Origin of the sequence: Amaricoccus macauensis (assembly GCF_014201905.1) — a bacterium.
Classification (GTDB): Bacteria; Pseudomonadota; Alphaproteobacteria; order Rhodobacterales; family Rhodobacteraceae; genus Amaricoccus; species Amaricoccus macauensis.
Genome location: NZ_JACHFM010000005.1, coordinates 1 through 22,742 on the forward strand (window position 1 = coordinate 1; position 22,742 = coordinate 22,742).

Consider the following 22,742-nt stretch of genomic DNA (forward strand, 5'->3'; position numbering starts at 1 on the left):
GAGAACGACTACGGCGCCCTCGGCGACACCTCAACCCTCGCTGATCCCGGCGTCGTCGATGAACTCATCGACAACCGCATGAACCGGACCTGAGCATGGGTGGCCGCTGGCTCCTGCCCGCCGGGCTCCTCGTCGTCGGGCTCACCGGTTGCAACACCGGCGTGACCGACACCGAGGCGATTGCCGGGGCGGGGGCGGACACCTGCGGGGCGGACCAGCTGCAGGCTCTCGTCGGCCAGGATGCAAGCGCCGCGAACGGCGCCGTCTTCACCGGCGAGTTCCGCGTGCTGGCGGCCGGCGAGGCAGGCGGCGCCATGTTCAAGCCGCAGCGCACCACGGTGCGGCTCGACGAACAGAACCGCATCCTCCGGGTGCAGTGCGGCTGACGCGGCGTCGGGAGAGCACCGGCCGGACGGCGTCGCGGGTTGCCAAGCTCGCGCCGCTGTGATTGCTTCCGTTCGTCCCGCCGCCGCGCAGAAGGATCCCGCGCCCATGCCTCGCTTTCCTGTCGCCTGCCTCGGCGTCTTCGTCGCCCTCGGCGCCTGTGCCGAACTCCAGAACACGGGCACTGGCGGGACCCTCGCCGGTGGCGGCACTTGCCCGGCCGACCAGCATCAGGACTGGGTCGGAAAACGCATCGACGTCCTGAACGACGTCGAGCTGCCGCAGGGCACCCGCGTGCTCTTCCCGACGACGCCGGCCACGATGGATCACCGCGAGGACCGGATGAACGTCATCGTCGACAAGTCGGACCGGATCACCCGCGTCGACTGCGGCTGAGCTCGCCGGCGAGCCAGTCGCCGCCGGAAATCACCGATCGGGGACACGCGAATCTGCTTGCAACTTTAGCCATTGGACAGTATCATTATCTAATAATAGAAGCGCGAAGTAAGTTGTATTTACTTCGATTTTAATAGTCTTAAGCTAAATACTCCGGGGGGAGAAGCAAGCATGGCGCAAACAACCTTCGTTATTGAGGGTGCAGTCAACGTGCGCGTCACGGTGAATGACAGCGGCGGCAATCTCAGTTTCACGGTCGAAGTTCTGGACACGCAAGGTACGATCGGCGACCTTCGCGCGCTCTTCTTCGACATCGACGGGACCATCACCAACCCGGACTTCACGGGACCGCTGGTGACCGGGGAGGGAACCAACACCCTCAATCTCGGCAACGGCGCCAATATGAACGGCGCGACCAACCAGCCGTTCGACCTCGGCGTCCGGCTCGGGTCGCCCGGCATCGGTCAGGGCGACGATGTCAGGCTCACGAGCTTCACGCTCGATGCCGACGAGACCCTGAGCATCGACATGCTGTCAGGCCAGCGCTTCGGCACCCGCCTCACCAGCGTCGGCTCCGAGGATGGTCCGCGCAACGATTCGCTCAAGATCATCGATGTCCCGGACGTACCGTGCGTCCCGGTCTGCGAGGAGGTGACCGTCGACTTCGAGCAGTTCAAGGCGGGTCAGAAGATGACCATGGCCGGCTTCGACGTGCTGGACGGCGATCTGCATGTCCGCATCCGCGGTCTCGAGAACGGCGAGGGCAATCCCGACAACGATGCGATGATCTTCGACGCCGACCAGTCACCGCCAGTGTCAGGCCGCGACGACGACCTGCTCGCGGGCGATGGCAAGGTCCTGATCCTGAGCGAAGACGATGACTCGAGCGATCCCGACGACGCGAGCGCCGGCGGCGTTTTCCGCTTCTTCTTCTCAAAGGCGGTCGACCTGACGTCAGTCGATCTCGTCGACATCGAGGAGGGCGGCCAGATCCGCGCTCTCGACTCGAACGGCAATCTGATCGGCTCCAAGGCAATCCCGAAGACGGCGGACGGGGTGCTTCAGACGGTCGATCTGTCCGAGTTCGACGACGTTGCCCAGATGCAGGTGCGCCTGAAAGGCTCGGGTGCTCTCGACGACCTCAAGCTCGAGGTCTGCACGCCCTGCATTGACGACCTTCTCTGACCCCGCACTTGAGGGCGGCCCCGGCCGCCCTCACCCAGCAGGACCCGCGCACCGCCACCAAGCGCGGCGGCGCGGACGACTCTACCGCAGCATTCCGATGGTGTACTTCGGCTCCAGCCGCTCGACGCTCAGCCACGCGGCGAGCCGTTCCGGGTCCGGCACGCCGAATTCCTGCGTCCCGGTCTCCTCCGCCGCCAGTCCGCCGGCGATGAAGAGCGCATCGAGCCCCTCGCCCATCGCGCCGAGAATGTCCGTGGCGATGCCGTCGCCGATGCAGAGGATCTCGTCGTCCCGCGGCGCCTCGCCAAGCAATGCCGTCACCTTGCGCCGCGCCAGGGCATAGATCGGCGGATGCGGCTTGCCGAAGTAGAAGGCCCGGCCACCCGCCTCCTGATACGCCTTCGCGATCGCTCCGGCGCAGTAGATGCGCTGGTCACCTACGTCCACCACGATGTCGGGGTTGGCGCAGAGCAGCTTCATGCCCTTGGTCTTGCCGTAGAGGATCGTCGCGCGATAGTCCTCGGCCGTCTCGGTCCGGTCGTCGAACAGCCCGGTGCAGACGATGCCCTCGGCCTCCTCCAGCGGGACCCGGGTGACGTCGAGCGGCCGCCCCTCGGCGTCGTTGAAGAACACCAGATCCCGCTCCGGCCCGATGTGATAGACCCGCCGGCCGAAAACTCCCGCCTGCATCGCCTCCTGAGCCGCATCGCCCGACGAGACGATCAGGTCCCAGCACGAGCGCGGCGCGCCGAGCAGATCGAGTTGCCGCGCCACGTCGCCGGCCGGGCGCGGCGAGTTCGTCACGAGCGCCACGGTGCCGCCCCGCTCGCGGAAGCCCTCAAGTGCCGCCACAGCCGCCGGGAACGCCTTCACCCCATCGTGGAGGCAGCCCCAGAGGTCGCAGAACAGCGTCCGGTAGCCCGGCCCCACGTCCTCCAGCGACTGGATGATCTCGGTCATGTTGGCGCCTCCCTGTCCCACGGCGTCCGAGCTATCGCATTCCCGGACGAGACGCAAAACCCCGCTCGTCACCTTGCATCCCGATGCACAAGGCCCACTCTCAGGGACATGCGTGTGCTCGAAACATCCCTCTACGCCGCCGACCTCGACGCTGCCGAAGCGTTCTACGGCGGGCTTCTCGGCCTCGAGAAGGTCACGCGCGCCGGCGAGCGGCACGTGTTCTTCCGCCTCGACGGCTCGATGCTGCTGATCTTCAATCCCGCCGAGACCGCGCACCCCCCGGCGCCCGGCGCGCTGCCGGTGCCGCCGCACGGCGCCAGCGGCCCGGGCCACATGGCCTTCGCCGCCGGCACCGGGGAAATCGACGCCCTCAAGGCGCGTCTCGAAGCCGCCGGTGTCGCGATCGAGGCGGACTTCACCTGGCCAAACGGCGCCCGATCGCTCTACATCCGCGACCCGGCCGGCAACTCGGTCGAATTCGCCGAGCCCCGGCTCTGGGGGTTCTGACCTACTGCAGGTCGGCGAACGCCGCCTGCAACCGGCCCACCGCCTCGTCGATGCGCGCGCGCGGCGTCGCGAGGTTGAAGCGCAGGAAGCCCTCGCCGCCCTGCCCGAAGGTGGCACCGTGGCTGGCGGCGATGCGCGCCTCGCGTTCCACCCGGGCCTGAACCTCCGGGTCGGTCATGCCGGTGCCCGCGAAGTCGACCCAGGCGAGATACGTCCCCTCCAGCCGCATGGAGCGCACGCCCGGGATGGCGTTGACGCCGGCATCGAAGGCGGCCGCGTTCGCCGCGAGATAGGCACAGAGCGCGTCCACCCAGGCATCGCCGTTCTCATAGGCGGCGGTCGAGGCGAGCACGCCGAACCGGTTCGGGCTGCCGCCGCTCGCCATCTGCACCGCCGCGAAGCGCTTTCTCAGCTCCCCGTCCGGGATGATGACATTGCCGGTCAGCGCGCCGGCGATGTTGAAGGTCTTGGTCGGCGCGGTCAGCATCACCAACCGGTTCACCACCTCCGGCGCCGCCAGGGGCATCGCCACGTGGCGCCCGCCCGGCATCACCAGATCGTGGTGGATCTCGTCGGAGATGAGCAGGAGGTCATGCCGCTCGCAGAAGGCCGCCAGCGCCTGAAGCTCCTCACGCGACCAGACCCGCCCGCCCGGATTGTGCGGCGAGCAGAGCACCACCACCTTCTCCCGGCCGGTCAGCGCGGCTTCGAGCGCGTCGAGGTCCATCTCGTAGCGCCCGTCCCGCTCGACGAGCGGCGACTGGACGAGTTCGCGGCCATTCGCGCGGATGATCCGGTGGAACGCGTGATAGACCGGGGTGAAGAGGATCACCCCGTCGCCCGGCGCGGTGAACGCCTGCAGGCAGAGCGCGAACCCCGCGACGAGCCCGTGCGTCGTCGCGATCGAGGCCGGGTCCACCTCCCAGCCGTGGCGCCGCGCCATCCACCCCGCGACCGCCGCCTTCCACCGGTGATCATCGCCGAAGTAGCCGTGGACCCCGTGGCGCAGCTCGGCCTCGAGCGCCTCCGTCACCGCCGCGGGCGGGCGAAAATCCATGTCGGCAACCCACATGGCGAGCCCGTCGTCGGGCGCGACGCCATAGAGCGGCTGCATCATGTCCCACTTGGAGCAGTGCGTGCCGCGCCGGTCGATGATCTCGTCGAAGTCGAACATGGGTGCCCCTCGCGCCTGACGGTCTTCCTTCGGCCCTACTGCGCCGGAGGCGATGCTTCAACCCCGGTCGGGGAACCGCTACGCCCGCCGAACACCCCGCCGTGACAGGTCTGCGCGCCGTGTTGACCCTCACGAGGGGCCCTCCTAGGGTGGCCGCCCGCCGGGGCCCGTGGCTCCGACGCCTGTCAGGGAGCCTGCCCATGCCGACCCGCCGCGACGGTCTGAAACTCCTCCTCGCGCTGAGCGCCCTGCCGCTCGCCGCCTGTGCCGGAGGATCGGGCGGTGGTTCCGCCGCCAGCGGCAATGTGCTCGACGTGGCCCGCGCCCACGGCGCGCGCAGCTTCGCCCGTGCCCTCGCCCAGGCCGGCCTCGCCGCGAAGCTTGCCGACTCCGGGCCCTACACCCTCTTCGCGCCCACCGACCGCGCGATCGCCGCCGCGGGCCTGCCCTCCGATCCGGCGGCGCTCTCGAAGCTCCTCGCCTACCACGTGGTCCCGGGCGACTTCACCGCCGCGTTCCTCTCCGGCGTCGATGTGAACTACACGACCCTCGCCGGGACCAGCGTCAATGTCGACGGCACCGGCCCCGGCCTCGTGGTGAACGGCGTCCCCGTCACCACCGCCGACCTCGGTGCCGCGAACGGCGTCGTGCACCTGATCGGCGGCGTCCTGAAGCCACGCTGAGCCCTCAGAACTTCAGCTCGTACGCGAGCCCATAGCCGCTGCCACCCGGCGCGCGCGTCACCTGGATGCCGGTCGAGAAGAAGCCGAGCGCCGCGCCGGCCGCGACCTGCAGCAGGTCGTGCTCGTCGGCGTCGAGCCGCGAGGCCGCCACGACCACCGCCGCGCCGCCGGCCGCCGCCGCAACCCACGGGTTCCCCGGCGCGCAGTGCATCATCAGATCGCCCGCGCCCGAGAACGCCGTCACCGCATGCCCGGAGGGAAATCCCTCGCTCTTGCCGTTCGGACGCTCGTTGATGCCGCCGTCGCCAAGACCGCGCTTCAGCCCCTCGGTCACCACGACGGCGGTGCCGAGCCCGACCGCATAGCTCGTGAGCCGCTCCTGCTGCCACGCGCAGCCCGCCGCAGCGGCCGGCAGCACCCAGCGCAGCACGTCGCCCGCCTGCTCGAAACCGTCGCCCGCCGATCCCGGCCCCGCCGTCAGAGCCAACACCGCCGCAGCCGCCAGACCTGCCCGCCTCATGCCCGTTCTCCTCACTGCCTCTCGTCCAGCAACTGCCGGATGCGCATGATGTCAACCGGATCGTCCGGCCGGCTCAGCGTCGCCGAGAGGTCCTCCAGCGAAGCGATGGAGTGGCAGGCGCGAAAGCTGTCCACATGCGGCAGGATCGCCCGGATCCCGCGCGCCCGCGCCGAGAAGCCCTCCCAGCGCAGGAGCGGGTTCAGCCAGATCACCCGCCGCGCCGAGAGATGCAGCCGCTCCATCTCACGCGCCAGCCGGTCCGGGTCCCCCCGGTCCAGCCCGTCGGTGATGAGCAGCACCACCGCCCCCTGCCCCAGCACCCGGCGGGACCAGTCGCGGTTGAAGACATGCAGCGCCTCACCGATCCGCGTGCCGCCCTCCCAGTCCTCCGCCTCGCGCCCCGCCGCCGCCAGCGCCGCGTCGGCATCCCGCTGCCGCAGATGCCGCGTGACGTTGGTGAGCCGCGTGCCGAAGGTGAAGGCATGAACCTTCGCCCATCCGGCGCCGCGCGCGTTGGCCGCCGCGTGCAGGAAGTGCAGCAGCATCCGCGAATAGGCCGACATCGACCCGGAAATGTCGCAGAGCGCCACCAGATTGGGCCAGCGCTGCCGCCGGGCGCGGAAGACCAGCTGCTCCACATCCCCGCCGGAGCGCAGGCCCGCGCGCATGGTGCCGCGCCAGTCGGCAACGCGCCCCCGGGGGCTCGGCCGCGTCCGCCGGCTCGCCAGCGGCTGCACCGGCAGTGCGAGCTTCGCGATCGCCCGGCGCGCCTCGGCCTGCTCCGCGGCCGACATCTGCTCGAAATCGAGCCGCTTCAGCCGCTCCTCGGCGGAGAAGGTGAGCGTGGCGTCGAACTCGACCTCCTCACCCTCGGTCTCGCGCGGCCCCGGCGGCTTCTCCGCGCCCTCGATGAGCGCCTCCGCCGCGCGCCGCTCCGCCGCCTTCGGCGCGGACGGCGGCACCGCGCCGCGCACGGCGGGCAGGAGCAGGCTCATCATCTGCTCCATGAACCGCGGATCACGCCAGAACAGCCGGAAAACCTGCGCGAACACCGCCCGATGCTCCGCCCGCGAGATCAGGCTCGCCTCGAGCGCCGCATAGAAGTCCCGCCGGTCGCTGAAGCCCACGGCCTCCACCGCCCGGATTGCGTCGATCACCCGGCCCGGTCCCGCCGGCACCCCGGCGGCCCGGAGCGCGCGCGCGAAATGCACGACGTTCTCGGCGAGCTTGCCGTCCGTCCGCACCGGCAGATCGGCGAGCCCGGCCATCAGCCGGCGAGCGCCGCCTCGGCCGCGTCCAGCACCCGCTTCGCCTCCGATCCCTGCAGGCGGGCGATGTCGTCCTGATACTTCAGGAGCGCGCCGAGCGTGTCGGCGATCACCTGCGGCGACAGCGCGATGGCGTCGAGCGCCACGAGGCACTTCGCCCAGTCGATGGTCTCCGCCACCCCCGGCCGCTTGAAGAGGTCCTCCGAGCGCAACTGCTGCACGAAGGCCACAACCTGCCGGCTCAGCGTCTCACCCGCTTCCGGCGCCCGCGCCCGGAGGATCGCCAGCTCCCGGTCAAAGTCGGGATAGTCGACCCAGTGGTAGAGACAGCGCCGCTTCAGCGCGTCATGCACCTCACGCGTGCGGTTCGAGGTCAGGATGACGATCGGCGGCTCGGGCGCCCGGATCGTGCCAAGCTCGGGGATCGTCACCTGAAAATCGCTCAGCGCCTCCAGCAGGAACGCCTCGAACGGCTCGTCGGTCCGGTCGAGCTCGTCGATGAGCAGCACCGGCGGGCCCTCGGCGTGCGGCTCCATCGCCTCGAGCAACGGCCGCCGGATCAGGTAGTCGCTCGAGAACAGCTCCTCGGTCAGCCCCTGCCGGTCCATGCCGCCCGAGGCCTCGGCGGTGCGGATCGCCACCATCTGCGCCGGGAAATTCCACTCGTAGACGGCGCTCGACGCGTCGAGCCCCTCATAGCACTGCAACCGGATCAGCCGCCGCCCGAGCCCCTTGGCCAGCGCCTTGGCGATCTCGGTCTTGCCGACCCCGGCCTCACCTTCCAGAAACAGCGGCCGCCCGAGCTTCAGCGCGAGGAACACCACCGTGGAGAGGCCGCGTCCCGCGACATATCCCTCGCCCGCGAGCATCGCCTGCGCGCCGTCGATGTTCACCGGAACCGTACCAGCCATGACTTCCCCTTGCCCGCACGCTGCCGCGCAGCCTTTCCCGCGAGTCGGGTCGGGGTCAAGGGCGGCGAAGCCGGGGCGGCTGGCCGCCCTTCACCCTTGACGCCGGCCCGACTCGCAACACCAGCCTCGGAAAGGCGCCCTGAGGAAGCAGCCGCTTCATCAGGCGCCTCCCCGGCAGACTCTTGCGACACCGCCCAACCGACCCGCCAATCGGTCGGCTCGCGCCGGCCGAAACCCTCCCGTCGGCCAGTCCGCGGGCGGGCCGACGCCGCCGCTCTCGGGCGGCTGACGCACCGCCCTTGCGGGGCCTCAGGTCGCGAGCACGTTCTGGAACTGCCAGGGATCGTCCTCGTCGATCTCTTCGGCGAACTGCGCCCAGCGCGTGGCGATCGGCGTCCAGTCGGTATAATGCGCCTCGATCCGGCCGAGGTAGCGGCGCATCACGTCGAGGCAGAAGGCGTGGTCCATCTCCTCGGTCTCGACGATGCCCGCGTTCGGGTTCCTGAGCGCCCACGCCATGCCGGCGAGCACCGCGCTCGTCACCTGCAACCCGGTGGCGTTCTGGAAGGGCGCGAGCGCGCGCGCTTCCTGAATCGACAGGCGCGACCCGTACCAGAGGGCATTGCGCTCGTGGCCGTAGATGAGCACCCCGAGGCAGTCCTCGCCCCAGAGGATTTCGTTCTCGTCGAGGATCTTCAGCGTCTCCTGCACCACGCCCGAGCCCAGCATCTCGTGCAGGCTCAACACCGCCTGCCCGCAGGGGTGATAGGCATAGTGGCAGGTCGGACGGAACTCCGGCGCGGCCGGATCGCCCACGGTGAAGTAATCGGCGATCGAGATCGCCTCGTTGTGGGTCACGAGAAAGCCGTACTGCGGCCCGCCTTCCGGCGTCCAGGTGTGCACCTTGGTGAGCATTCCGGGCGTGTCTAGGTAGATCGCCGCGCGGCAGCCCTCGTCGTGGCGGTGGCCATTCGGCGGGAACCAGCGCTCGTGGGTGCCCCAGCCAAGCTCCGCCGGCTGGAAGCTCTCGGAGACAAACCCCTCCACCGACCAGGTGTTGACGAAGGTGTGAAGCGGCTTCGCGTCCCGTCCGGCCTGCGTGTCGCGTTCGGCGATGTGGACGCCCTTGACGCCGAGGCTCTGCATGAGCTTCGCCCAGCCCTCACGGTCCTTTGGCGGCGTCGCGTCGTGGCCGGTGTCCTTCGCGAGGCGCAGCAGCGCCTCCTTCAGCAGCCACGACACCATACCGGGGTTGGCGCCGCAGCAGGATACCGCAGTCGTCCCGCCGGGGTTTGCCCGCGTCTCCGCCAGCCGTGCCTCACGCAACGCGTAGTTCGTCCGTTCCGCCGGCGGCATGGAAAGATCGAAGTAGTGCCCGGCCCACGGCTCGACCACCGTGTCGATGTAGAGCACGCCGATTTCACGGCAGAACTGCATGATTTCAATGGAACTCGTGTCGACCGAGAGGTTCACGCAGAACCCCTTGCCATCCTTGAAGAGCTGTCCGAGCAACGCCCGGTAGTTCTCCCGGGTCACCGCGTGGTGGATGAAATGCACGCCCCGCTGCTCGAGGAAGGTCCGATGCGTGTCGGAGGGCTCGATGACGTGCACGTCATGCGGGTCATAGGTGAAATGCCGCTCGATCAGCGGCAGCGTTCCCTGACCGATCGAGCCGAAGCCGATCAGGACCACCGGCCCGTCGATCCGACCATAGTTCGGGTAGCTTTGCGGCATCTCGTGTCCTCCGGTCCCGGCTGAACGTCCTTCTAGCCGACGCGCCGGCTCGGGGACCACCCCCATCGCTCCCGCGGCTCCACTCTCGCGCACTGGTGGAATCTGGCGCCCGCCCCTCCCCGGAATCTGCCCGTGCCCGGTTTACACACTCGCCCCGAGAGCGCAGTCTGCCCGCATCAGCTTCCCTTGAAAGACCAGACGCCGTCCGGCCCCCGGACGGCAGGAGGATCATCGCATGGCCAGGATCACCGGAGACGCCGGGAACAACCTGCTCCAGGGCACCAGCGCGGCCGACACGATAGAAGGCCTTGCGGGCGACGATACGCTCTTCGGGCTCGGCGGAGCCGACGTTCTCGACGGCGGACGCGGTGCCGATCAGCTCATCGGCGGCACCGGAAACGACACCCTCAACGGCCGGGGCGGGGTGGACGTCGCCCGATACGACGCAGTGTCCGCCGACCTCGTGGTGGTGCTGAAGGACGGCGGATCCGTCCGGTACGCGGGCTTTCCCGGCAACGATGACGTGCTCGGCACCATCGAGGCGATCCGGACCGGGTCGGGCAACGACATCATCGAGATCAACGACGGCGTCGAGGTCCGGGCAGGCGGCGGCGACGACACCGTCCTGTCGCGGTTCGGCCCGACCGGGGTCAGTCTGTTTGGCGAGGCCGGCAATGACGAGCTGACGGCCAACGCCAGCGACGGAGTGCATGACACCCTTTCCGGCGGCGCCGGTGACGACACGCTGGACGGCGGATACCGCGGCTACGTGGACTACCGGACGGCAAGCGCGTTGCGCATCGACCTGGAACTTGGCCTCGCCGCGTCAGCGTCAGACGGCGACGACACGCTTCTGAACGTGTTCGGCATCCTCGGCACCAGCGGCGGCGACGACATCACCGGCAACAGCTACGCGAACGACCTGCGCGGCCGCGCAGGCAATGACCTCATCGCCGGGGCCGGAGGCAACGACACCCTCGACGGCGGCGCCGGCAATGACACGCTCCTCGGCGGGACGGGGACCGATACGATCAGCTACAGCTCGCACCAGCGCGGCATGGTGATCGACCTCAAGGCCGGGACCGCCAGCGCCATTGACGGCACCATCTCCCTGCATGACGTCTTCGACTCGATCGAGAACGCCATCGGCGGTCGGGGCGGCGACAGCCTGATCGGCTCGGCCCTCGCCCAGAGCCTCGCGGGCGGGGCCGGCGACGATACCCTCGACGGCGACAGGGGCAATGACACCCTCGACGGCGGCACCGGCAACGACCTGCTCCTGGGAGGCGGGGGCCGGGATGATCTCGTCGGCGCCCTCCTCACGGCCGCCGGTACGCTGGCGAACGACGGCCGCGACACGCTCGACGGCGGCACCGGCATCGACACGCTCCGCATCCCCAACGCGGCCGGCAGCCTCTACCGCGAAGGCCCGATCGACGTCCGCGTCGACCTCGCCGCCGGAACCCTGCGGGTGAACGCCCCCGGCGCCGCGACCGACAGGCTCGTCTCCATCGAGAACGTGACCAGCGGATCGGGCGACGACACCATCATCGGCAGCGGCATCGCCAACCGGATCACGGCCGGCGACGGCAACAATCTCGTCCGTGCCGGCGCCGGAGACGACACCATCACCGGCGGTCGCCAGTTCGAGAAGGACTCCGCCGCCATCTGGCAGGACGAACTCTACGGACAGCGGGGCAACGACCACCTCACCGCCGGCGGCAGCATCAACTTCTCCGGACATCCGACGGGGCGGGACTACCTGAACGGCGGCATGGGCGACGACACCCTCGTCGGCGGCCACGCCCCGACGACGGTCATGGTCGGCGGCGACGGCACCGACCGTTTCGAGGCGTCAAACGGCATCTACCGCGAACGCGGCCCGGACTCCCACGTGGAAGGCTGGGCCCAGAAGATCGAAATCCGCGACTTCACCCGCAGCGACGATGACCAGATCGTCATCCGCATCACCGACAACCCGGAAAACGCCCGGGCGGTCTTCGTCGGGCAAGTGAACGATCTCGACGAACTCGAGGATTTCCAGTTCGGCTACATCGCCGACGGCAAGGAGCTCACCGCCCGCTTCGTCACCGCCCACGACGACGTCACGCAGGACGACGACCTCGAGTTCCACCTGCCGGACTACGCCGGCGGCCTCGTCACCAGCGACGTGCTCTTCGTCTGACCTCGCCAGTCCTCCCCGCCATCTCGGGGAGGACGGCTTCGCGTCAGCCGATCGGCTTCAGCCCGGCCTCGATCGCCGCCCGGTTGCCTTCGAGGAACGGCGGCAGGCTCAGCCGCTCGCCGAGGGACTCGAGCGGCTCGTCCACGGCAAAGCCCGGGCCGTCCGTGGCGATCTCGAAGAGATTGCCGCCCGGCTCGCGGAAGTAGAGCGAGCGGAAGTAATAGCGCTCGACCTCGCCGCTGGTCGGCACGCCGGAAGCGGCGAGATGCCGGGTCCAGTCGTGCATCAGCTCGATGTTCGGGGTGCGGAACGCCACGTGATGCACCGCCCCCGAACCCTGCCGCGCCACCGGCAGGCCGGGTTGCACCGCCACATGCAGCTCCGACGCCGGGCCCGCGGCCGCCAGACCGCCCTCGCCCATGCCGAAGACCCGGACCTCGCCCTCGCCATCCGGCGAGGCATAGGCCCGGAGCTCCGCCATCCCGAGCACGCGCGTCAGCAGCGCCGCGGTCGGATCGAGCTTCGGCACGGAAATCGTCACCGGGCCGAGACCGCGGATCTGGTGCCCGGCCGGGACCGGGCTCTGCGCCCAAGGATGCGCGGGGCCGGCACCGCCGTCATCGGTCAGCCGCAGGCGCTGCCCCTCGGGATCCTCGAAGTCGAGGGTTGCGCGCCCGTCCACCTCGGCGATCTCGCCGACGCGCACGCCCGCAGTCCCGAGCCGCTCCTTCCACCAGAGCAGCCCCGGCTCGCCCGCGACCCGGAGGCCGGTCCGCGAGATCGCGTGCGTGCCGCGCTTCTCCGGCGGCGCCGGCCAGTCGAAGAACGTCAGGTCGGTGCCCGGCGAGGCCAGCCCGTCGGCGTAGAACAGGTGATAGGCGCTCGTGTCGTCCTGATTCACCGTCTTCTTCACCAGACGCAGGCCCAGCGTGTCGGTATAGAACCGCCGGTTTCCGGCCGCGTCAGCGGTGATCGCGGTGACGTGGTGCAGACCGGTCAGGTTGAGGTCCATGATCTCTCCTCCGTTCGGGTGAGGTCTTCAGGGACCAATGTCAGGCCGGAATGCCCCGAGTGGAAGCCCCCGTCCCGGAAACGGCCTGTTCGGCCTCAGGTCCGGTAGCCGCGCAACTTGAACGCGAGAAGGATGTGGTCGATGCCGAAGATGAGCGCAAAGAGCGCGATCATCCACACCGCCGCCAGTATGCCAGCGGCCGGCTGCGCCATGAGCACGATGCCCAGGATGATCGAGACGAGGCCGCTGAGGATCAGCAGCCACTCGCCCTCGATCTCCTTGCGCAGCCGGACGGCGCCCCAGATCTGCAGGACCCCGGTCGCAATCGCCCAGGCCGCGATGAAGAGCAGCAGGATGCCGGCCGTTCCCACTGGCCAGACGAAGGAAATGATGCCCGCAGCGATGCCGAGCAGGCCCACGAGCAGCAACCAGCCGCGCGACCCCGCGCCGCCGCCGGTGATCGCGGCCCAGAGCGACGCCACGCCATCGACCAGCGCATAGGCGCCCCAGAGGAACGTCAGCGAAAGCGCCGTGATCCCCGGCCACATGAACGCGAGGATGGCAAACAGCACACCGGCTATGCCGCGCAGCAGGATCAACCACCAGTTGGCAGCGAGCGCCGCCAGAAGCGGCTGGTTCGCCGGGTCGAACGTGGGAGTGGAAGCCATCTGCGACGTTCCTCCATATGGATAGAGAAATATCTTACACTGATTCACCCTCGCCGGTCACCGTATCGTGACGCCCGTTGACACGGACGTCCCCTCCGCGTGACATCGGACAGGTTGCCGCCGGGATTTCCATGTCTGCGTCATGTCAGCGATAGTCTTCGCGGCGGTGCTCTGCGGGGCCGCGCTGCACGCGAGCTGGAATGCCATCGTCAAGGGCGGCAGCGACACGCTGCTCTCCACCGTGCTGGTCGCTGCCAGTTCGTCGCTGATCGCGCTGGCGGTCGTGCCGTTCCTGCCGCTGCCAGCGCCTGAAAGCTGGCCCTACCTCGTCACGTCCGCGGCGCTGCAACTGCTCTATTTCGCGCTCGTCGCCGCGGCCTACCGCGCCACGGACATGAGCCGGGCCTATCCGCTGATGCGCGGCCTCGCACCCACCCTCGTCGCGATCTTCGGGGCCACGTTCCTCGGTCAACATCTCTCCGCGATCGGCTGGGCCGGGATCGGCCTCGTCTCGACCGGCGTCTTCGCCATGGCATTCGCCGTCTCCGGCACCGGCGTCGCCACGAGCCGCCGCGGCACCGCATTCGCGCTCACGAACGCCGCCGTCATCGCGACCTATACGCTGGTCGACGGCACCGGCGTCCGGCTCTCGGGCGCGCCGATCGCCTATTCCATGTGGCTCTTCGTTCTCGCGATGCCGATCCTCGTCTGGGCCATCGCCACAAGGGGGTGCGAGCTCCGGATCTATGCCCGAACCAATCTCTGGCGCGGCATCGTCGGCGGCCTTGGCACGCTCGGTTCCTACGGCATCACCCTCTGGGCGATGACCCGCGCGCCGGTCGCCATGGTGGCGGCACTGCGCGAAACCGCGATCATCTTCGGCCTCGCAATCGCCGCGGTCGTGCTCGGCGAGCGGGTTGGCCCGATCCGGGTCGCCGCGGCCGGGCTCATCGTTCTCGGCGCGATCACGCTGCGGCTCGCCTGAGGCGTCAGGGCACCGCCGCGACGAACGCCCCGAAGGCCCGTGGCCCCTCCGGCATCGTGATCTCGCGCACCACCTCGTGGCTGGCCGCGTCGATCACCATCACCGAGTCGGAGAACCAGTTGGCGACGACCAGCGATCGCCCGTCTGACGTCGGCGCGATCCCTTCGGGGTATTCGCCCACGTCTATCGTGCCGGTCACTTCCAGCCGGCCCACGTCGAACACCGTCACCGTCGAGCCGTACTGATCGGTCACGAACCCCTCGTCGAGGGCGAACGCGACAGCATAGGGCCGCTCCCCCGTCGGGATCGTCGCCACCGTCTTGCCCGTCGCCAGATCGACCACCGAGACGGTGTTGGCCAGCACGTCGGCGGTGAACGCCCGGCCCTCGTGCAGCGTCAACCCGAAGGGGTGCTCGCCCACCGGCACCGTCCGCGTGGCACCGCTCGAAAGCTCGATCAGGCTCAGGGCATTGGCATCCCGGTCCGCCGTCACCATCAGACCGTCCACGATGGCGATGCCCGAGGGCGTCGGCCCGGTGGCGATCTCACGCAGGATCGCGCCAGTCCCGGGATCGACCTCGAAGACCCGCGGCACCTCCCAGTCCGAGACATAGGCAAGGCCCGTCGCGGGATCGACCGCCAGCCCGAACGGCGCGCCCTCAAGCGCCACCTGCCGAAGCTCGCGGCCTGTCAGGTCAAAGATGTGCAGCCGCTTCGTCTCGACCGCCACCGCGAGAATGCGCCCGCGCGCGGCATCGACACTCACCGCCGCCGGCTTGCCCGGCAGCGGCACCGTCGCCCGGATCTCGCCGGACGCCGGATCAAGCAGCGTCAGCGCCCCCGCCCCCTGCGAGGTGACGGCCGCCAGATCAGCCGCCCCCGCCATTCCCGCGCTGAGCGCGAGAAGGAAAAGGGCGGCGAGTTTCATCCGCCCGCGCCGAACCGGGTGGTGAGCGCGTCAAGGCCGCCCTGGATGAAGTCGGTCGCCGCCTTCATCGCCGCCTCGTCGCTCAGTTCTGCCGGCGGATTGGCGTTCGGAAAACCACGATAGAACGCCGCCGACCACTTCACATGCGCCTTGCCGCCCTCGTCGCTCAGCACGATCGTGTTGGCGAAGTTCGTGACCGGGATCAGTTCCACGTCATCTTGGGTCCGCCGGAACGCGATCGTGTGCTTCTCCGCGTCGTACTTGCCGAGCTCTTCCGGCACCGACACATCGCCGAAGCTGACGGTGCGGGTCTTGCCGTCCGCAGCCACCTCGGTCTTCGAGACGCCGGGATACCAGCTCATGTCGGCGAAATTGCCGACCACGGCCCAGACCTCGTCAACGCTCGCCCCGAGAGTGGCCTCTTCGCTCGCCTTCTGCCGCGACGGCCCGTGCGCCTGTGCGACGCCGCCCGACAGCGCCACGGCCATGATGAACCCGACCGCGACACTCCGCCATATCGGCATGGGCAATCTCCTTTCGATTATAAGAGCGACACGATAGCGGCCCGCAGCCCCAGGACCAAGCCAACGAAAGTCGAAAGCCGGACCTGGGCGGTTCCAGGCGCAATCCCGGGAACCTCCGCCGCTTATGCGCTTGCGCACCCTCCGCCTGCCTCTATAACCGCGACAATTTGCCGGCCATGAGGAATCCGCCTCCGGCCACGGCGCACCACCACCCCCGACGTAAGGCCCTCCCCTATGCCCAAGCGCACCGACATCCGCTCGATCATGATCATCGGCGCGGGTCCCATCGTCATCGGTCAGGCTTGCGAGTTCGACTACTCGGGAGCGCAGGCCTGCAAGGCGCTCCGCGAAGAGGGCTACCGGGTCATCCTCGTCAACTCGAACCCCGCCACGATCATGACCGACCCGGAGATGGCCGACGCCACTTACGTCGAGCCGATCACCCCGGAGGTCGTCGCGAAGATCATCGAGAAGGAACGCCCCGACGCGCTCCTGCCCACCATGGGCGGCCAGACCGGCCTCAACACCGCGCTCGCCCTCGCCGACATGGGCGTTCTCGACAAGTTCGGCGTCGAACTGATCGGCGCCAAGCGCGACGCGATCGAGAAGGCGGAAGACCGCAAGCTCTTCCGCGAGGCGATGGACCGGATCGGCCTCGAGAATCCCAAGGCCACCATCGTCACCACCATGGCCGAGGCCATGGACGCCATCGAATACGTGGGCCTGCCCGCGATCATCCGCCCCGCCTTCACCCTCGGCGGCACCGGCGGCGGCGTCGCCTACAACCGCGAGGACTACGAGCGCATCTGCAAGACCGGCCTCGACGCCTCGCCGGTCAGCCAGATCCTCATCGACGAGTCGTTGCTCGGCTGGAAGGAGTTCGAGATGGAGGTGGTCCGCGATAAGGCGGACAACTGCATCATCGTCTGCTCCATCGAGAACATCGACCCGATGGGCGTCCACACCGGCGACTCGATCACCGTCGCGCCCGCGCTGACGCTGACCGACAAGGAATACCAGATGATGCGCAACGCCTCGATCGCGGTGCTGCGCGAGATCGGGGTCGAGACCGGCGGCTCGAACGTGCAGTTCGCCGTCCATCCGGAAACCGGCCGCCTCGTCGTCATCGAGATGAACCCGCGCGTCAGCCGCTCCTCGGCGCTGGCGTCGAAGGCCACCGGCTTCCCCATCGCGAAGATCGCCGCCAAGCTCGCCGTGGGCTACACCCTCGACGAACTCGACAACGACATCACCCAGGTGACGCCGGCCTCGTTCGAGCCGACCATCGACTACGTGGTCACCAAGATCCCGCGCTTTGCCTTCGAGAAGTTCCCCGGCGCCGAGCCGCTGCTCACCACCGCGATGAAGTCGGTCGGCGAGGCGATGGCGATCGGCCGCACCTTCCACGAGTCGCTCCAGAAGGCGCTCTGCTCGCTCGAGACCGGCCTCACCGGCTTCGACGAGATCGAGATCGAGGGCGCCGAGGGGCCGGACGGCAAGGCGACGATCATCCGCGCCCTCTCGGCCCAGACCCCCGACCGCCTGCGCCTCGCCGCCCAGGCCATGCGCCACGGCCTCAGCGACGACGAGATCCACGCGGTGACGAAGTTCGACCCGTGGTTTCTCGCGCGTATCCGCGAGATCATCGACGAGGAAGCCCGCCTCATCCGCGACGGCCTGCCCCGCGAGCCGCACGGCCTGCGCCGCCTGAAGATGATGGGCTTCTCCGACGCCCGTCTCGCGACGCTCACCGCCCGAACCGAAACCTCGGTGCGCGCCGAGCGCCAGCGCCACGGCGTGCGCGCGGTCTTCAAGCGCATCGACACCTGCGGCGCAGAGTTCGAGGCCCAGACGCCCTACATGTATTCGACCTACGAGGTCGAGGCGATGGGCTCGGTCGAGGACGAGAGCCGCCCCAGCGGCAACCGCAAGGTCGTCATCCTCGGCGGCGGCCCCAACCGCATCGGTCAGGGCATCGAGTTCGATTACTGCTGCTGCCATGCCTGCTTTGCGCTGACCAAGGCTGGCTATGAGACGATCATGATCAACTGCAACCCGGAGACCGTGTCGACCGACTACGACACCTCCGACCGGCTCTACTTCGAGCCGCTGACGCTCGAGCACGTCCTCGAGATCCTCCGGGTCGAGCAGGAGAACGGCACGCTGCACGGCGTCATCGTCCAGTTCGGCGGCCAGACGCCGCTGAAGCTCGCGAACGCGCTGCACGACGCCGGCATCCCGATCCTCGGCACCACGCCCGACGCCATCGACCTCGCCGAGGACCGCGAGCGCTTCCAGGCGCTCCTGAACCGCATCGGCCTGCGCCAGCCGCGCAATGGCATCGCCCGCTCGCCCGCGCAGGCGATGACCGTGGCGAAGGAGATCGGCTACCCGCTGGTCATCCGCCCGTCCTACGTGCTCGGCGGCCGGGCGATGGAGATCGTCCGCGACGACGCGCAGCTCCAGCGCTACATCTCGACCGCCGTGCAGGTCTCCGGCGACACGCCGGTGCTCCTCGACAGCTACCTCTCGAACGCCATCGAGGTCGATGTCGACGCGATCTGCGACGGCAAGGCGGTCCACGTCGCCGGCGTCATGGAGCACATCGAGGAAGCCGGCGTCCATTCCGGCGACTCCGCCTGCTCGCTGCCGCCGTGGTCGCTCGACGACGCAACGATCGCCGAACTGAAGCGCCAGACCGAGGCGATGGCGCTCGCGCTCGGCGTCGTCGGCCTGATGAACGTGCAGTTCGCGATCCAGGACGGCGACATCTACGTCCTCGAGGTAAATCCGCGCGCCTCGCGCACCGTGCCGTTCGTGGCGAAGGCCACCGACAGCTCGATCGCCGCCATCGCCGCCCGCGTCATGGCCGGCGAGCCGCTCTCGAACTTTCCCCTGCGCGAGCCTTACCCGCAGGGCACGGGCCCGGACGACACGCTGCCCTATGCCGACCCGCTGACGCTCGCCGATCCCGACATGCCGTGGTTCTCGGTCAAGGAAGCGGTGATGCCGTTCAACCGCTTCCCCGGCGTCGACACCCTGCTCGGGCCGGAGATGCGCTCGACCGGCGAGGTGATGGGCTGGGACCGCTCGTTCCCGCGCGCGTTCCTGAAGGCGCAGATGGGCGCGGGCACCGCCCTGCCGACAAGCGGCACGCTCTTCGTCTCGGTCAAGGACAGCGACAAGACCGACGTGCTGCTGGAGGCCACCCGCATCCTGCACGAGCTCGGGTTCAAGGTGCTGGCGACCGCCGGAACCGCGAAGTTCCTGACCGACGCCGGGATCCCGACCGTCCGGGTGAACAAGGTCTACGAAGGCCGGCCGCACATCGTCGACGTCCTGAAGGACGGCGGCGTGCAGATCGTCTTCAACACCACCGAGGGCTCCCAGTCGATCAACGACAGCCGCGCCATCCGCTCGCTGACGCTCTCGGGCAAGATCCCGTACTACACGACGGCCGCCGGCGCGCGCGCGGCGGCGCTCGCCATGCGCGACCGTCTGGAGGGGGATCTGCGGGTGCGTTCGCTGCAGGGGTAAGCGCCTGCGACTGGAGAATGGGCCCGCCGACCCATTGAGTGCCGGTCACTGGTCTCAACCGGTATCTCGCTCGCGGGTCTGGGTGGAGATCCTTTTCGCGCCGGGACTGCCTTTCGCCAGCCCCGGCGCGAAAAGCGAAAGCACTGCTTTCGCCGCGCCAGCGGCAGGGAGCGCGGAAGCCGTCAGGCGTGAAGATTTCTGCGGCAGCGCGCCATCCGGTCGTGATCGCCCCGGCGTGCGCGGAACGCGCTCGCCCCCCGCAGGGGCGATCGCGGACGGATCTGTCACCCGCCAAATCCGTCGGTCGTCGTCGCCTTGCGCGATGCCCCGCTCAGGCACCCGCTCCGCCGGCCCCCTCACACCAGAACCGGCTCCGCCTGCTGCGCGCCGACCGCGAAGACCCGCTTGTAGCGCTCGATTTCCTCGGCCGGCCCCAGAGCCTTCGCCGGGTTGTCCGAGAGCTTCACCGTCGGGCGGCCGTTGGCGCTGACCGCCTTGCAGACCAGGCTGAACGGCGCCAGCGCGTCGTGGGGCGCGAGGCCGCGGAAGTCGTTGGTGAGCAGCGTCCCCCAGCCGAAGGAGAGCTTCACCCGGTCGTGGAAGCGCGCGTAAAGCTCCTCGATCCGGTCGACGTCGAGCCCGTCGGAGAAGATCACCAGCTTCTCGCGCGGATCCTGGCCGTGGCGCTTCCACCAGTCGATCGCTACCTCGGCGTTCTCTTCCGGCGAGCCGGAATCAACCCGGATGCCGGTCCAGGACGCGAGCCACTCCGGCGCATGCTCCAGAAAACCCCGGGTGCCATAGGTGTCCGGCAGGATCACCCGCAGGTTACCGTCGTAGTCCTGATGCCAGTTCTCCAGCACCCGGTACGGAGCCGTCGCGAGCGCCGCATCATCCTCCGCGAGGGCCGCGTAGACCATGGGCAGCTCATGGGCGTTGGTGCCGATCGCCTCCAGGTCGCGCCGCATCGCGATAAGACAGTTCGAGGTACCGGAGAACCGTTCCCCGAGCCCTTCCATCATTGCCTGCACCGCCCAGTCCTGCCACAGGAACGAGTGGCGGCGCCGGGTGCCGAAATCCGAGATCCGGAGGTCGGGCAACTGGCGCAGCCGCTCGATCTTCTCCCAGAGCCGGGTCATGGCCCGGGCGTAGAGCACCTTCACCTCGAACTTGCCCATGCCGCGCGTCACGGCCCGCGACCGCAGCTCCATGAGCACCGCGAGGGCGGGGATCTCCCACATCATCACCTCGGGCCATGAGCCCTCGAACGTGAGCTCGTACTGGTCGCCCTTCCGCTCCAGCTGGTACTCCGGCATGCGGAAGTCCTCGAGCCAGGCCATGAAGTCCGGCCCGAACATCCACCGCTTGCCGTAGAACGTGTTGCCCCGCAGCCAGGTCGACTCGCCCCGCGTCAGCCGCAGGCCACGGATGTGGTCGAGCTGCTGGCGGATCTCCACCTCGTCGATGAGCTCGGCCAGCGGCACGCTGGTCGTGCGATTGATGAGCGAGAACTTCACCCGCACGTCCGCATGACGGCGATAGACCGTCTGCAGCATCAGGAGCTTGTAGAAATCGGTGTCGAGGATCGAGCGGACCACCGGGTCAATGCGCCAGGCATGGTCGTAGACGCGGGTTGCGATATCAGTCATGCGGGTTCGCACTCCTCGGCGACGGCGAAGCGGACGCCCTGATCGCGCATCGTCCCGGTCATCCGCGCAAGCGAACCGTCGAGGTCGATCGCCCGGCAGGCATCCTCGAGGAGCGTGGCGCGGAAGCCCAGCGCGATGGCGTCGAGCGCGGAATAGGCGACACAGAAGTCGGTGGCGAGACCGGCGAGCCAGACCTCGCCGACGCCCCGCTCGCGCAGGTAACCCGCGAGCCCGGTCGGCGTCGACCTGTCGTTCTCGAAGAACGCGGAATAGCTGTCGACCTGCGGCCGGAACCCCTTTCGCAGCACGAGGTCGGCCATGTCGGTCTCAAGCTCGGGATGGAATTCAGCGCCCGGGGTTCCCTGCACGCAGTGGACGGGCCAGAGCACCTGCGACCCGTAGGGCATCTCGGTCACCGAGAACGCCTCGGCGCCCGGATGGCTCGCGGCGAACGACTTGTGGTCCGGCGAGTGCCAGTCCTGCGTCAGCACCCGGATCGGAAACCGCCGGGCGACCCGGTTCACGAGCGGCACCACCTCTTCACCGCCTGCGACGGCAAGCGCGCCGCCAGTGCAGAAATCGTTCTGGACGTCGATGACGATCAGCGCCGCGTCCGGTGCCATGTCTGCCTCCCCTCCCTGCCCCCGCGGGGGATGCTTCCGTCCCGTGAGATTGGCAGCGAACCCGTGCCTTTACAACAGGGGTACGACAGCGCCAGAGGGCGCCTCATTCCCCGACTAAACGAATCGGGATTGACTCATCCTGAGTGAATTGGTCATGTACTCCACAGCCAGTCCGTCGGGGCGAGCCACCGTCAGCAACCAATGTAATCTGGAGCCGATCGGCATGTATCACGTGCGTTCGTCCGAGACCCGCAGGGCCACCCCGATGGACCGCGACCACCGCCATGCGGACGGCTTCCTGCCGCCGCTTCCCCGCCGCGAACCGGCGCGCCAGTCGCCGCCGCCGGTGCATGATGCCCGCCTCCTGACCGATGGCGGCAACGAGGCCGAAATCCGCCTCGACGGCGTGCGTTACGTCCTGCGCATCACGCGGCAGGGCAAGCTGATCCTCACCAAGTGAGCGCCATGCCGCGAAATCCGGGAGCGGCGGCAGTCAGCAGGCTCTCGGAGCTGCCGCCGCTCGAGCGGCAGGTGATCCGCTGCCTGCGCTTCTGGTGTTCCGGGCCGGCCGGTCAGGGGGCTCTGGGTCGCGAGCTGGCCCAGCGCCTCGGGCCGGACACGGCGGAGCGGGTGGCGGACGGGATTGCCGAGCTGCTGCATGTCACCGCCAGCCATGCCCGGCGGCCGCTCCTCGGCCATGCGCTCGACTGCCCCTGCGCGGGCGGTGACGAATGCGTCTTCGCCCGCTTCGTCTCGCTCGCCGCCGAGGGCGCGCGAGAGGAGGCGGTGCTCATGGCCTCGCTGATCGTGCGGCCCGACCTCGCGCTCTGCCTTGCCGGGCTTGCGGAGGACGTAGGCCTCGGACTCATGCGCGGCCAGGAGCCCCGCATCCTGCAATAGGCTCACGCC

22 protein-coding genes are annotated in these 22,742 nt (G+C 69.1%); 10 read left to right on the plus strand and 12 right to left on the minus strand.

Annotated elements, in window-relative coordinates; all coding sequences use genetic code 11:
• Positions 1-95 precede the first annotated feature (95 nt).
• From HNP73_RS19250 to HNP73_RS19260, 3 genes are all read left to right on the plus strand, one after another.
• A complete protein-coding gene (locus tag HNP73_RS19250; RefSeq protein WP_184153916.1) occupies positions 96-386 on the plus strand; it encodes an I78 family peptidase inhibitor in 291 nt (96 codons plus the stop codon).
• Between the two features lie 106 nt (positions 387-492).
• Entirely contained in the window at positions 493-780 is a 288-nt protein-coding gene (locus HNP73_RS19255; RefSeq protein ID WP_184153919.1) for an I78 family peptidase inhibitor, read from the plus strand.
• A 171-nt stretch (positions 781-951) separates the two neighbouring features.
• Positions 952-1,965: a hypothetical protein gene (locus HNP73_RS19260; protein WP_184153921.1), complete on the plus strand. Its 1,014-nt coding sequence runs from the start codon at positions 952-954 to the stop codon at positions 1,963-1,965.
• Positions 1,966-2,046: 81 nt separating this feature from the next.
• On the opposite strand, the gene HNP73_RS19265 is transcribed toward HNP73_RS19260, so the two are convergent.
• Positions 2,047-2,925, minus strand: a complete 879-nt coding sequence (locus HNP73_RS19265; protein ID WP_184153924.1) for a TIGR01459 family HAD-type hydrolase — start codon at positions 2,923-2,925, stop codon at positions 2,047-2,049.
• A 108-nt stretch (positions 2,926-3,033) separates the two neighbouring features.
• Here HNP73_RS19265 and HNP73_RS19270 point away from each other — a divergent pair, with 108 nt between their 5' ends.
• Positions 3,034-3,432 (plus strand): VOC family protein, encoded by a 399-nt coding sequence (locus HNP73_RS19270; protein WP_184153927.1) that lies wholly within the window; start codon positions 3,034-3,036, stop codon positions 3,430-3,432.
• 1 nt (position 3,433) lies between these two features.
• Here the strand turns inward: HNP73_RS19270 and HNP73_RS19275 are convergent, their stop codons facing one another.
• A complete protein-coding gene (locus HNP73_RS19275; RefSeq protein WP_184153930.1) occupies positions 3,434-4,606 on the minus strand; it encodes a MalY/PatB family protein in 1,173 nt (390 codons plus the stop codon).
• Positions 4,607-4,806: 200 nt separating this feature from the next.
• Here HNP73_RS19275 and HNP73_RS19280 point away from each other — a divergent pair, with 200 nt between their 5' ends.
• The gene (locus tag HNP73_RS19280; RefSeq protein ID WP_184153933.1) at positions 4,807-5,289 is read left to right on the plus strand and encodes a fasciclin domain-containing protein; all 483 of its coding nucleotides are present in this window, start codon (positions 4,807-4,809) and stop codon (positions 5,287-5,289) included.
• Between the two features lie 4 nt (positions 5,290-5,293).
• Here HNP73_RS19280 and HNP73_RS19285 read toward each other — a convergent pair whose 3' ends face one another.
• The 4 genes from HNP73_RS19285 to HNP73_RS19300 all read right to left on the minus strand — a co-directional run bounded on the left by HNP73_RS19285 (position 5,294) and on the right by HNP73_RS19300 (position 9,722).
• Entirely contained in the window at positions 5,294-5,809 is a 516-nt protein-coding gene (locus tag HNP73_RS19285) for a phosphatase PAP2 family protein (protein WP_184153936.1), read from the minus strand.
• An 11-nt stretch (positions 5,810-5,820) separates the two neighbouring features.
• Positions 5,821-7,077: a vWA domain-containing protein gene (locus HNP73_RS19290; protein ID WP_184153939.1), complete on the minus strand. Its 1,257-nt coding sequence runs from the start codon at positions 7,075-7,077 to the stop codon at positions 5,821-5,823.
• Complete coding sequence (locus HNP73_RS19295; RefSeq protein WP_184153941.1) at positions 7,077-7,988, minus strand: AAA family ATPase; 912 nt, start codon at positions 7,986-7,988, stop codon at positions 7,077-7,079. The genes HNP73_RS19290 and HNP73_RS19295 overlap by 1 nt, the downstream gene beginning before the upstream one ends.
• A 309-nt stretch (positions 7,989-8,297) precedes the next feature.
• Positions 8,298-9,722, minus strand: coding sequence for a homospermidine synthase (locus HNP73_RS19300; RefSeq protein ID WP_184153943.1), 1,425 nt, complete (start codon positions 9,720-9,722; stop codon positions 8,298-8,300).
• A 235-nt stretch (positions 9,723-9,957) separates the two neighbouring features.
• On the opposite strand from HNP73_RS19300, the gene HNP73_RS23750 reads away from it, so the two are divergent.
• Positions 9,958-11,907, plus strand: coding sequence for a calcium-binding protein (locus HNP73_RS23750; protein WP_184153945.1), 1,950 nt, complete (start codon positions 9,958-9,960; stop codon positions 11,905-11,907).
• Between the two features lie 43 nt (positions 11,908-11,950).
• Here HNP73_RS23750 and HNP73_RS19310 read toward each other — a convergent pair whose 3' ends face one another.
• Both HNP73_RS19310 and HNP73_RS19315 read right to left on the minus strand, forming a co-directional pair.
• A complete protein-coding gene (locus HNP73_RS19310; RefSeq protein WP_184153947.1) occupies positions 11,951-12,919 on the minus strand; it encodes a ring-cleaving dioxygenase in 969 nt (322 codons plus the stop codon).
• A gap of 95 nt (positions 12,920-13,014) precedes the next feature.
• Positions 13,015-13,587, minus strand: coding sequence for an HdeD family acid-resistance protein (locus HNP73_RS19315; protein WP_184153949.1), 573 nt, complete (start codon positions 13,585-13,587; stop codon positions 13,015-13,017).
• A 142-nt stretch (positions 13,588-13,729) separates the two neighbouring features.
• Here HNP73_RS19315 and HNP73_RS19320 point away from each other — a divergent pair, with 142 nt between their 5' ends.
• The gene (locus HNP73_RS19320; protein ID WP_184153951.1) at positions 13,730-14,572 is read left to right on the plus strand and encodes a DMT family transporter; all 843 of its coding nucleotides are present in this window, start codon (positions 13,730-13,732) and stop codon (positions 14,570-14,572) included.
• A 4-nt stretch (positions 14,573-14,576) separates the two neighbouring features.
• Here HNP73_RS19320 and HNP73_RS19325 read toward each other — a convergent pair whose 3' ends face one another.
• Both HNP73_RS19325 and HNP73_RS19330 read right to left on the minus strand, forming a co-directional pair.
• Positions 14,577-15,500 carry a YncE family protein gene (locus tag HNP73_RS19325; RefSeq protein ID WP_184153954.1) on the minus strand — a complete coding sequence of 308 codons (924 nt, stop codon included), beginning with the start codon at positions 15,498-15,500 and terminating at the stop codon, positions 14,577-14,579.
• Complete coding sequence (locus HNP73_RS19330) at positions 15,497-16,024, minus strand: SRPBCC family protein (protein ID WP_184153957.1); 528 nt, start codon at positions 16,022-16,024, stop codon at positions 15,497-15,499. The genes HNP73_RS19325 and HNP73_RS19330 overlap by 4 nt, the downstream gene beginning before the upstream one ends.
• Positions 16,025-16,258: 234 nt before the next feature.
• Here HNP73_RS19330 and carB point away from each other — a divergent pair, with 234 nt between their 5' ends.
• Positions 16,259-19,561 (plus strand): carbamoyl-phosphate synthase large subunit, encoded by a 3,303-nt coding sequence (carB, locus tag HNP73_RS19335; protein WP_184153960.1) that lies wholly within the window; start codon positions 16,259-16,261, stop codon positions 19,559-19,561.
• Between the two features lie 356 nt (positions 19,562-19,917).
• On the opposite strand, the gene pncB is transcribed toward carB, so the two are convergent.
• Both pncB and pncA read right to left on the minus strand, forming a co-directional pair.
• A complete protein-coding gene (gene pncB / locus HNP73_RS19340; protein ID WP_184153963.1) occupies positions 19,918-21,210 on the minus strand; it encodes a nicotinate phosphoribosyltransferase in 1,293 nt (430 codons plus the stop codon).
• A complete protein-coding gene (gene pncA, locus HNP73_RS19345) occupies positions 21,207-21,833 on the minus strand; it encodes a bifunctional nicotinamidase/pyrazinamidase (RefSeq protein ID WP_184153967.1) in 627 nt (208 codons plus the stop codon). The genes pncB and pncA overlap by 4 nt, the downstream gene beginning before the upstream one ends.
• Positions 21,834-22,098: 265 nt before the next feature.
• On the opposite strand from pncA, the gene hemP reads away from it, so the two are divergent.
• Positions 22,099-22,293 (plus strand): hemin uptake protein HemP, encoded by a 195-nt coding sequence (gene hemP / locus HNP73_RS19350; RefSeq protein ID WP_184154661.1) that lies wholly within the window; start codon positions 22,099-22,101, stop codon positions 22,291-22,293.
• Between the two features lie 5 nt (positions 22,294-22,298).
• Positions 22,299-22,733: a hypothetical protein gene (locus HNP73_RS19355; RefSeq protein WP_184153970.1), complete on the plus strand. Its 435-nt coding sequence runs from the start codon at positions 22,299-22,301 to the stop codon at positions 22,731-22,733.
• Positions 22,734-22,742 lie beyond the last annotated feature (9 nt).